Origin of the sequence: Streptomyces sp. NPDC089915, from assembly GCF_040684675.1 — a bacterium.
In the GTDB taxonomy this organism is placed as follows: Bacteria; Actinomycetota; Actinomycetes; order Streptomycetales; family Streptomycetaceae; genus Streptomyces.
This window is the reverse complement of the sequence record NZ_JBFBGN010000176.1, coordinates 1-12,241: the sequence shown is the minus strand read 5'-3', so window position 1 is coordinate 12,241 and position 12,241 is coordinate 1. Positions and strand designations below refer to the sequence as shown.

The following is a 12,241-nucleotide window of genomic DNA, read 5'->3' as shown; positions in this document are numbered from 1 at the left end:
ACGCCGTCTTCGCCCAGCTGGAACGCGCCGACGCCGAACTGGCCGGCTACCTCGCGGGGGACGTGGGCGAGGTCCGCGTCGGCGCCTTCGCCACCTCTTCGGCGTCGAACCCTCCGCCGTCATCGGCCACTCGCAGGGCGAGATCGCCGCCGCCGCCGTGTCCGGCGCCCTCGGCCTCGACGACGCAGCCCGGGTCGTAGCCCTCCGCAGCCGCCTCCTCGCCCGCCTCGCCGGACTCGGCGGCATGGTCTCCGTACCCGAACCCCTCGCCGACGTCACCCGGCGCCTGGAGCGGTGGGGCGAGCGGCTCGGCATCGCCGCCGTCAACGGCCCCCGCTCCACCGTCGTCTCCGGCGACGCCGACGCCCTCGGCGAACTCCTCGACGCCTGCACCGCCGACGGGGTCCGCGCCAAGCGGGTCCCCGTGGACTACGCCTCCCACTCCGCCCACGTGGAACTCATCGAGGCCGAACTCGCCGCGGCCCTCGACGGCATCACCCCGCTCACCCCGACCGTCCCGTTCTACTCCACCGTCACCGGCGAACCCGTCGACTCCGCCGCCCTCGACGCCGCCTACTGGTACACCAACCTCCGCACCACCGTCCGCTTCGAGCCGGCCGCCCGCCGCCTGATCGCCGACGGCCACCAGGTCCTCGTCGAATGCAGCCCCCACCCCGTGCTCGCCATCGGCCTCCAGGAGACCGCCGAGGACGCCGGGGCCACCGTGGACGTCATCCCCTCGCTGCGCCGCGGCGACGGGGGCTCCGCCCGCTTCCTGACCTCCCTCGGCGAGGCCTGGACCCGGGGCGTCCCGGCCGACTGGGCCGCCGCCTTCCCCGGCGCCCGCCCCCGCCCCGCCGACCTGCCCACCTACCCCTTCCAGCGGCGCCGCCTCTGGCTCGAACCCGCCGCCCCCGCCGCCCCCGCGACGGGCGGCGGCCACAGCGAGGAGGAGGCCCGCTTCTGGGCCGCCGTCGAGAACACCGACGTCCGCGCCCTCACCAGCTCCCTGGACCTGGCCCCCGACGCCACCCTCGACAGCATGGTCACCCGGCTCGCCGACTGGCGCCGCCGCTCCACCCGGACCGCCCGCATCGACAACTGGCGCTACCGCGTCACCTGGACCCCCACCGAAACCCGTACCCGGCGCGGCAGCCACGCCCCGCTCACCGGCACCTGGCTGCTCGTCACGGCCGCCGCGCACACCGGATCCGCCACCGCCACCGCCGTCCACGAGGCCCTCACCGCCCGCGGCGCCCGCGTCGAACGCGTCACCCTCGACCCGGCCGCCCACCCCGGACGGACGGACGTGGCCGCACTCCTCGCCGACCGGCTCACCGAGGCCGCCCTGGAGCCCGACGCCGTCACCGGGGTGCTCTCCCTGCTGGCCGAAGACCCCGCCGGCGCCCCCGGACACCGGGTGCCGGCCGCCCTCGCCGCCACCCTCGCCCTCGTCCAGGCCCTCGGCGACACCGGCATCGGCGCCCCCCTGTGGTGCGCCACCTCCGGGGCCGTCGCCACCGGCCCCGCCGACCCGCCGCGCCACCCCGCGCAGGCCCAGCTCTGGGGCCTCGGCCGGGTCGCCGGCGCCGAGTACCCGCAGCGCTGGGGCGGCCTCGTGGACCTGCCCGAAACCCTCGACGCACGCACCCTCGACCTCCTCACCGGCCTCCTCGCCGACCCCGGCGGCGAGGACGAGCTCGCCGTCCGCGCCACCGGCACCCTCGCCCGCCGCCTCGTCCGCGCCACCGCCGACGCGGCGGCCCCCAGCGGCGAGTACACCCCCGCCCGCCCCCACGGCACCGTCCTGATCACCGGCGGCACCGGCACCCTCGGCGCCCACGTCGCCCGCTGGCTCGCCCGCTCCGGAGCCACCCGCCTCCTCCTCACCAGCCGCAGCGGCCCCGCCGCCGAAGGCGCCGCCGCACTCCGCGAGGAACTCGCCGCCCTCGGCTGCCACGCCACCATCGCCGCCTGCGACGCCGCCGACCGCACCGCCCTCGCCGCACTCCTCGCCTCCCTGCCCGCCGAACACCCCCTCACCGGCGTCATCCACACCGCGGGCGTCCTCGACGACGGCGTCCTCGACGCCATGACCGCCGACCGGCTGGAACACGTACTGCGCCCCAAGGCCGACGCCGCCGTCCACCTCCACGAACTCACCGCCGGCCACGACCTCGACTTCTTCGTCCTGTTCTCCTCCATCGCCGGCGTCGTCGGCAACGGCGGCCAGGGCGGCTACGCCGCCGCCAACGCCCACCTCGACGCCCTCGCCCACCACCGCCGCGCCCAGGGCCTGCCCGCCACCGCCATCGCCTGGGGCTCCTGGGGCAGCGGCCGCATGATGGGCCGCCACGCCGAGGAACACCTCACCCGCCGGGGCATCCTCCCCATGCCCGCCGACCTCGGCATCGCCGCCCTGCGCCGCGCCATGGAGCACGACGACACGGCCGTCACCGTCGCCGACGTCGACTGGGAGCGCTTCGTCCGCGCCTTCGCCCACACCGGCGAGTACCCGCTCCTGCACCGCCTCCCCGAAGCGCGCCGCATCCTCGACGGGGCCACCGCCCCCGCCGGCCCGGACGGCGCCGCCGCGAGCGGCCCCGGGCTCGCCGGACAGCTGGCCGCACTCCCCGGCCCCGACCGGCTCAGGGCCCTCGTCGAGCTCGTCCGCACCCAGGCCGCCACCGTCCTCGGCCACTCCGGCGCCGACGCCGTCCAGCCCCAACGGGCCTTCCGCGACACCGGCTTCGACTCGCTCACCGCCATCGAACTGCGCAACCGCCTGGCCGCGGCCACCGGCCTGCGACTGCCCACCACCGTCGTCTTCGACTACCCCAACCCGGCCGAACTCGCCGCCCACCTCGACACCCGGCTCGCCGGAGGCCCGCAGCCCGGCACGGCCGCCACAGCGCCCGCCGCCCGGCCCGTCGACGACGAACCCATCGCCATCGTCGCGATGAGCTGCCGCTTCCCCGGCGGGGTCACCTCCCCCGAGGACCTGTGGACGATCCTCTCGCAAGGCGAGGACGCCCTCTCCGCCTTCCCCGAGAACCGCGGCTGGGACCTCGCCTCCCTCTACCACCCCGACCCGCAGCACCCCGGCACCACCTACGCCCGCGAAGGCGGATTCCTCTACGAGGCCGGGGAGTTCGACGCCGCCTTCTTCGGGATCTCCCCCCGCGAGGCCCTAGCCATGGACCCCCAGCAGCGCCTCCTCCTGGAGACCACCTGGGAGGCCTTCGAACGCGCCGGCATCGACCCCGCCACCCTCAAGGGCAGCCAGGCCGGGGTCTTCATCGGCTCCAACGGCCAGGACTACGCCTCCGGCCTGCGCCGGGCACCCGAAGGCGTCGAGGGCTACCTGCTGACCGGCCGGGCCGCAAGCGTCGTCTCCGGCCGCCTCGCCTACACCTTCGGCCTGGAGGGGCCCGCACTCACCGTCGACACGGCCTGCTCCTCCTCCCTCGTCGCCCTCCACCTCGCCGTCCAGTCCCTGCGCCAGGGCGAATGCGAACTCGCCCTCGCGGGCGGCGTCACCGTCATGTCGGGCCCCGGCATCTTCATCGAGTTCAGCCGCCAGCGCGGCCTGGCCCCCGACGGCCGCTGCAAGGCCTTCGCCGCCGCGGCCGACGGCACCGGCTGGGGCGAGGGCGCCGGCATGCTGCTCCTGGAGCGGCTCTCCGACGCCCGCCGCAACGGACACCAGGTCCTCGCCGTCGTCCGCGGCTCCGCGATCAACCAGGACGGCGCCTCCAACGGCCTGACCGCCCCCAACGGCCCCTCGCAGCAGCGGGTCATCCGCCAGGCCCTCGGCGACGCGGGCCTCGCACCCGCCGACGTCGACGTGGTCGAGGCCCACGGCACCGGCACCCGCCTCGGCGACCCCATCGAGGCCCAGGCCCTCCTCGCCACCTACGGCCAGGACCGGCCCGGGGACCGGCCGCTGTGGCTGGGCTCGCTGAAGTCCAACATCGGCCACACCCAGGCCGCCGCCGGCGTCGCGGGGGTGATGAAGCTGGTCCTGTCCCTCCAGCACGCCGAACTTCCCCGCACCCTGCACGTCGACGCCCCGACCCCGCACGTCGACTGGTCGGCGGGCTCCGTCGAACTGCTCTCCGCCCCCGTGGCCTGGCCCGAGGAGCCCGGCCACGTCCGGCGCGGCGGCGTCTCGGCCTTCGGCGTGAGCGGCACCAACGCCCACGTGATCATCGAACAGCCCCCGGCGCAGGAGCCGGCCGAGCCGGCCGGTACCGCCCCGGACCCCGGCGACCCGGCCCCCCGGGACGCGGTCGCCTGGCTGCTGTCCGCCAAGACCGCCACCGCCCTGCGCGCCCAGGCCCGGCGCCTGCGCTCCCACCTCACCGGGCACGAGGAGGCCACCCCGGCCGACATCGGCTTCTCCCTCGCCACCGGCCGGGCGGCCCTCCCGTACCGCGCGGCCGTCCTCGGCACCGACCGCGCCGAACTGCTGCGCGGCCTGGACGCCCTCGCCGACGAGGACGCGCGGGGCGCCGGCCCCCACGTCATCACCGGCGCCACCGACACCGCCACCGGCCGCGAACCGGGCCGCACCGCCTTCCTGTTCTCCGGGCAGGGCAGCCAGCGGCTGGGCATGGGGCGTGAACTGTACGCCGTGGAGGCGGTGTTCGCGGACGCCTTCGACGAGGTCTGCGCGCATGTGGACGGACACCTGGAACGCCCCCTGCGGGACGTCGTGTTCGGCGAGGACGAGGAGCTGCTGCACGAGACGCGGTTCACCCAGCCGGCGTTGTTCGCCGTTGAGGTGGCGCTGTTCCGGCTGCTGGAGTCGTGGGGTGTGCGCCCTGACTTCCTCGCGGGGCACTCGGTCGGTGAGTTCGCGGCCGCCCATGTGGCGGGTGTGCTGTCGCTGGAGGACGCGGCGAAGCTGGTGGCCGCGCGTGGCCGGCTGATGCAGGAGCTGCCCTCCGGTGGTGTGATGGTGGCGGTCCAGGCCTCCGAGGAGGAGGTGCGGGAGCTGCTGGCCGGGCTGGAGGACAGTGCGGGGATCGCCGCCGTCAACGGGCCCACGTCCGTGGTGGTTTCGGGCGCGGAGGACGCCGTCGCTTCCGTCGTGGACCGGCTGGCCGCCGAGGGCCGCAAGACCAAGGCCCTGACGGTCTCCCACGCCTTCCACTCCCCGCAGATGGACCCGATGCTCGACGCCTTCCGAACGGTCGTGGAATCGGTCGTCTTCGAGGCGCCCCGGTTCCCGATCGTCTCCACCCTCACCGGAGACCTCGTCCCGGCCGAGGAGTTCGGCTCCGCCGACTACTGGGTGCGCCACGTCCGCGAGGCCGTCCGCTTCGCCGACGCCGTCACCACCCTCGCCGCCGAAGGCGTACGCACCTTCCTGGAGATCGGCCCCGGCGGGGTCCTCTCCGCCCTGGCCCGCGAACTCCTCGACGACCAGGCCGTCACGGTCCCCACCCTGCGGGCCGACCGCACCGAGGACCTGGCCGTCACCACCGCCCTCGCCCGGCTCCACGTCCACGGCACCCCCGTCGACTGGACGGCCCGGTACGCCGGAACGGCCGCCCGCCGGATCGCCCTGCCCACCTACGCCTTCGAGCGCGAGACCTACTGGCTGCACGTCCCGGCCACCGCCGACCCCAGCGCGATCGGCGTCACCGACACCGAACACCCCCTCCTGGGCGCCACCGTCGTACTCCCCGACGGAAGCATCGTGCTCACCGGCCGCCTCTCCCTCACCACCCACCCCTGGATCGCCGACCACACCGTCTCCGGAGCCGTCCTCGTCCCCGGCACCGCCTTCGTGGAACTGGCCCTGCGGGCCGGGCGCGAAGCCGGCTGCGCCCACATCGAGGACCTCACCCTGGAGGCCCCGCTCGTCCTGCCCGAACACGGCGGGGTCCAGCTCCGCCTCACGGTCTCGGCCCCCGACCCCGAGGGCCGCCGCGCCCTGGAACTCCACTCCCGCCCCGAGGACCCCGCCGCGTCCCCCGACTGGACGCGCCACGCCGGCGGCACCCTGTCCACCGGGACGCCCCCGCCGCCGGCCGTGTCCGAGCTCGCTGTATGGCCCCCGCAGGGAGCCGAGCCGGTCGCCACCGACCACCTCTACGGGCTCCTCGACGACCTCGGCTTCGGCTACGGCCCCGTCTTCCGCGGCCTCACGGAGGCCTGGCGGCACGGCGACACCCTGTACGCCGCCGCAGCCCTCCCCGCCCCCACCGCACCCGACGCCGACGCCTTCGGCCTGCACCCCGCCCTCCTCGACGCCGCCCTCCACGCCTCCTGGCTCGGGCTGCTCTCCGGCACCGGCACCGGACAGGGCCTGCTGCCCTTCTCCTGGAGCGACGTCGGCCTGCACGCCGCCGGCGCCCCCGCCGTACGCGTCCGGCTCACCCCGGCGGGCCCCGACACCGTCTCCGTCCTGGTCGCCGACACGGCGGGCCAGACCGTCGCCACCGTCGGCGCCCTCGTCCTTCGCCCCGTGTCAGCCGACCGGCTCCGCGCGGCGGCCGCCCCCCGTTCCGACGGCCTCCTGCGCCTCGACTGGACCCCGGCCCGGACCTCCTCCGACGCCCCTGAACCCGACTACGCCCTGGCCCTCGCCGGCCCGGACCCCGACGGCGGCCCGGCACCCGACGACCCGGCCGAAGCCGTGCGTGCGACCACCCACCGCACCCTCGCCCTGATCCAGGAGTGGCTCGCCGGGGAACGGCCCGACCGGACCCCGCTCGTCGTCGTCACCCGCCACGCCGTCGCCACCGACCCCGCCGAACGCGCCACCCTGGACCCCGCACAGTCCGCCGTCTGGGGCATGCTCCGCACGGCCCAGTCGGAGAACCCCGGCCGCTTCGTCCTGCTCGACCTCGAACCGGGCCTGGACCCCGACGCCGGACCCGGCCGGGAGGCCCTGCGCGCCGCCCTCGCCACCGGCGAACCCCAGCTCGCCGTACGCGGCGAAACGATCCTGCTGCCGCGCCTGACGGCCCACACCGACCGCCCGGCCGACGGGCCGCCGCGCGGCCAGACCTTCCCGGCCGACGGAACCGTCCTCGTCACCGGAGCCACCGGCACCCTCGGCCGGCTCGTCGCCCGCCACCTCGTCACCGAGCACGGCGTACGCCACCTCCTGCTGACCGGCCGCCGGGGCCCCGCCGCCGAAGGCGCGGCCGCGTTCGAGGCCGAACTCACCGCCCTCGGCGCCCGGGTCACCACCGCCGCCTGCGACGTCGCCGACCGCCCGGCCCTGGCCGCCCTCCTGGCATCGGTCCCCGCCGGGCACCCGCTGACCGCCGTGGTCCACGCCGCCGGCGTCACCGACGACGGCATCGTCCCCGCCCTCACCCCCGACCGCGTCGACCACGTGCTCCGCCCCAAGGTGGACGCCGCCCTCCACCTGCACGAGCTCACCCGCGACCTGGACCTGTCCGCCTTCGTGCTCTTCTCCTCCGTCTCCGCCACGCTCGGCGGCGCCGGACAGGCCAACTACGCCGCCGCCAACGCCTTCCTCGACGCCCTCGCCCAGCAGCGCCACGCCGCCGGACTGCCCGCCGTGTCCCTGGCCTGGGGCCTGTGGGCCGACGGCAGCGGCATGACCGGCAAGCTGGACTCCACCGACCTCGCGCGGATCCGCCGCATGGGCCTCGTGGCCATGGACGCGGCCACCGGCCTCGCCCTGTTCGACGCCGCCTGCACCGCCGGCGCCGACGTCCTCTTCCCCGTCCCGCTGGACCACGCGGGACTCCGCGTCCAGGCGACCGAGGGCACGGTCCCCGCCCTGCTGCGAGGACTGGTCAAGACCCCCGTCCGCAAGGCCCACAGCGGCCCCGGCACCACCGCCGCCACCCCCGCCGACCGGGCCTCCGCGCTGGCCGCGACCCTGCACGGGCTCCCCGAGGCCGAACAGGACCGCGTCCTGACCGACCTCGTACGGGCCCAGGTCGCCACCGTCCTCGGACACGCCTCACCCGACCGGGTCGAACCCGAACGCCCCTTCAAGGACCTCGGCTTCGACTCGCTCACCGCCGTCGAACTGCGCAACCTCCTGGGCGCCGTCACCGGCACCCGGCTGCCCGCGACCCTCGTCTTCGACCACCCCACCCCGCTGGCACTCACCCGCTTCCTGCGCACCGAACTCCTCGGCGACACCCCCGGCACGACCGCACCGCTCCCCGCGGGCCTCCTGCCCCACGGCCTCCCGGCCGCCGACGATCCGATCGTGATCGTGGGGATGAGCTGCCGCTATCCGGGTGGGGTGCGTTCTCCGGAGGATCTGTGGCGGTTGGTTTCGGAGGGTGGTGACGCGGTCGGCGGGTTCCCGGTGGACCGTGGCTGGGCGCTGGACGGGCTGTACCACCCGGATCCGGATCACGCGGGGACGAGTTATGCCCGTGAGGGTGGATTCCTGTACGAGGCTGGCGAGTTCGATGCCGCGTTCTTCGGGATCTCGCCGCGTGAGGCCCTGGCGATGGATCCGCAGCAGCGGTTGCTGTTGGAGACCTCGTGGGAGGTGTTCGAGCGGGCGGGGATCGACCCGGCCACGCTGAAGGGCTCGCGGACCGGCGTCTTCGCCGGAGTCATGTACCACGACTACGGCTCCCGGCTCTCCGTCGTCCCCGAAGGCTTCGAGGGCTACCTCGTCAACGGCAGCGCGGGCAGCATCGCTTCGGGCCGCGTGGCCTACACCTTCGGCCTGGAGGGGCCGGCGGTGACGGTGGACACCGCATGCTCCTCGTCGCTGGTCGCCCTGCACCTGGCGGCGCAGGCCCTGCGGCAGGGTGAGTGCACCATGGCCCTCGTGGGCGGCGTGACCGTGATGGCCACCCCGAACATCTTCATCGAGTTCAGCCGTCAGCGCGGCCTGGCCGTCGACGGCCGCTGCAAGGCCTTCTCGGCATCGGCGGACGGCACCGGCTGGGCCGAAGGGGCCGGCATGCTCCTCGTGGAGCGGCTCTCGGACGCCCGCCGCAACGGCCACCAGGTACTGGCCGTCGTACGCGGAACCGCGATCAACCAGGACGGTGCCTCCAACGGTCTGACCGCCCCCAACGGGCCCGCGCAGCAACGCGTGATCCGCCAGGCCCTCGCCCAGGCCGGCCTTTCGGCCGCCGAAGTCGACGCGGTCGAGGCGCACGGTACGGGCACCACGCTCGGCGACCCGATCGAGGCCCAGGCCCTCCTCGCCACCTACGGCCAGGACCGCCCCGAGGACCGGCCGCTCTGGCTGGGCTCCCTGAAGTCCAACATCGGGCACACCCAGGCCGCGGCCGGTGTGGCGGGTGTGATCAAGATGGTGATGGCGATGCGCCACGGGGTGCTGCCGAAGACCCTCCACGTGGACGAGCCTTCACCGCACGTGGACTGGACGGCGGGCGACGTACGGCTGCTCTCCGAGGCGCGCGAGTGGGCGGAACACGACGGCCGTCCGCGCCGGGCGGGCGTCTCCTCCTTCGGCGTCAGCGGCACCAACGCCCACGTCGTCATCGAGCAGCCCGCACCGCACGGAGCTCCGGAACCGCACCCCGGCCCCGAGGACGCACCGGCCCCCGGCACGGCCCTCGTCTGGCCGCTGTCCGCCAAGGACCCGGCGGCGCTGCGCGCACAGGCCTCGGGCCTCCACGCCCACCTCACCACCCACCCCGACCTCCACCCCCTCGACGTGGCCCTCTCCCTCGCACCCCGGGCCGGCCTGGACCTGCGGTCCGCCGTCGTCGGCACGGACCGCGAGGAGCTGCTGAACGGCCTGGAGGACCTGGTCGCGGGACGCCCGACGGCCACCGCGTTCCTGCGGGGCGAGACCCCGCAGGGCACGCCCGTCGGCGGCAGCAGGACCGCGTTCCTCTTCTCGGGGCAGGGCAGCCAGCGGCTGGGCATGGGGCGTGAACTGCACGCCGCGTACCCGGTGTTCGCGGACGCCTTCGACGCCGCCTGTGCCGCCCTGGACCCCCATCTCGAACTCACTCTGAAGGGTGTGGTGTTCGGGGATGACGCGGAGCTCCTCAACCGCACCGCGTTCACCCAGCCGGCGTTGTTCGCGGTCGAGGTGGCCCTGTTCCGTCTGCTGGAGTCCTGGGGTGTGCGTCCGGACTTCCTTGCCGGGCACTCGGTCGGTGAGTTCGCGGCGGCTCACGTCGCGGGTGTGCTGTCGCTGGAGGACGCGGCGAAGCTGGTGGCCGCGCGCGGCCGGCTGATGCAGGAGCTGCCCTCCGGTGGTGTGATGGTGGCGGTCCAGGCCTCCGAGGAGGAGGTACGGGCCCTGCTGGCCGGGCTGGAGGACCAGGCGGGGATCGCCGCCGTCAACGGGCCCACTTCGGTGGTGGTTTCGGGCGCGGAGGACGCCGTCGCGTCCGTCGTCGACCGGCTGGCCGCCGAGGGGCGCAAGACGAAGGCCCTCGTCGTCTCCCACGCCTTCCACTCCCCGCGGATGGACCCGATGCTGGCCGAGTTCCGGGAGACCGTCGAGGAGCTGGCCTTCAAGGCCCCTCAGCTGCCCGTCGTCTCCACCCTCACCGGCCGGATCGTCACCGCCGAGGAGTTCGGCTCGGCCGACTACTGGGTGCGCCACGTCCGTGAGGCCGTCCGCTTCGCCGATGCCGTCGACTGCCTCGCCCTCGAAGGCGTGCGCACCTTCCTCGAAGTCGGTCCGGGCGGCGTCCTGACCGCCCTCGCCCAGGAACTCCTGGACGAGCGCGGCCTCGCGGTCCCCGCCCTGCGGGGCGACCGTGCCGAAGACCTGGCCGTCAGCACCGCCCTCGCCCGCGTCCACGTCCACGGCACCCCCGTCGACTGGGCCGCCTTCCACGCCGGACGCGGCGCCCGCCGCCTCGACCTGCCCACCTACCCCTTCCAGTACGAGCACTTCTGGCTGGAAGCCCCCGCCGCCACGGGCGACGTCACCGCCGCCGGACTGGCCGGCGCCGGCCACGCCCTGTTCGGGGCGACGGCCCTGCTGCCCGACGGCGCGGGCTCCCTCCTCACCGGACGCCTGTCCCTCACCACCCACCCCTGGCTCGCGGACCACGCCGTCTCCGGAGTGACCCTGCTCCCCGGCACCGCCTTCCTGGAGATGGCCGTACGCGCCGGTGACGAGCTCGGCTGCGGCCGGGTCGACGAACTCGCCCTCGCCGCCCCCCTGGTCCTCCCGGAGCAGGGCGCGGTCCAGGTCCGGGTCGTCGTCGGCCTCGCGGACGAGGACTCGGGACGCCGGACGGTGAAGATCCACTCCCGCGCGGAGACCGCCACCGAGGCCCACGGGGAGGACTCCTGGACGCGGCACGCGACGGGCTTCCTCGTCCCCGACACCGGGCGGACACCACAGGAGACGGACGAAGCCTGGCCTCCGGCCGACGCCACCGCAGTCGACCTCCACGACTGCTACGAGCGGCTGGCCGACACCGGCTTCGCCTACGGCCCGGTCTTCCAGGGGCTCCGCGCCGTCTGGCGGCGCGGGGAGGAGGAACTGTTCGCCGAGGTCGCCCTGCCCGCGGGAACCCCGGTCGACGGCTTCGCCCTGCACCCCGCGCTCCTGGACGCGGCCCTGCACACCATGAGCGTCGGGGAGTTCCCGGACACCGACCACGCGGGCCGGCTCCCCTTCGCCTGGGGCGGCGTCAGCGTGTACGGCAGCGGCGCCGAGACCCTGCGCGTCCGCCTGACCCGGGCCGCGGGCGGGCCGGACGCGGTGGAGCTGCGGATCGCCGACGGCCTGGGACGGCCCGTCGCCTCCATCGACTCGCTCCTCCTGCGCACGGTCACCCCCGAGCAGCTCGCCGAGGCCGGCGCCGCCGCCCGGGGCGGCGCCGGGACACGGGACGCACTGTTCCGCGTCGCCTGGGAGCGGACCGAGCCGGCCGTGGAGCCGGAGCCCGCCGCGCCGGTCCACTGCGCGGACCTCGCGGACCTGGACTGCGGCCCCGTACCCGACACCGTGGCCGTCACACTGCCCGACACGGCGGAGGGGGCCGAACCGGCCACCGCCACGCGCCGCGTACTGGAGCTGCTCCAGCGGTGGCTCCGCGAGGACCGGTTCGCCGGCTCGCGGCTGGTCGTCGTGACGCGCGGCGCCACCGACACCGGGCACGCGGGCAGCACCGTCGACCCCGCGCAGGCGGCGGTCTGGGGGCTCGTACGCTCGGCCCAGTCGGAGAACCCCGGCCGCTTCGTGCTGGTGGACGCCGAAGGCCCCGACACCGCCGCCCTGTCCGCCGCAGTGGCCTGTGGCGAGCCCCAGGTGGCGGTCCGCGACGGC

1 protein-coding gene and 1 pseudogene are annotated in these 12,241 nt (G+C 75.7%); both read left to right on the top strand.

All coding sequences use genetic code 11. The annotated features are described in order from the left end of the window. Positions 1-98: pseudogene (locus AB0O29_RS31525) on the top strand (LysR family transcriptional regulator); the annotation flags it as partial. A 59-nt stretch (positions 99-157) separates the two neighbouring features. After that, positions 158-12,241: SDR family NAD(P)-dependent oxidoreductase (locus AB0O29_RS31520; protein WP_365158476.1), on the top strand; the 12,084-nt coding region annotated here is incomplete at its 3' end.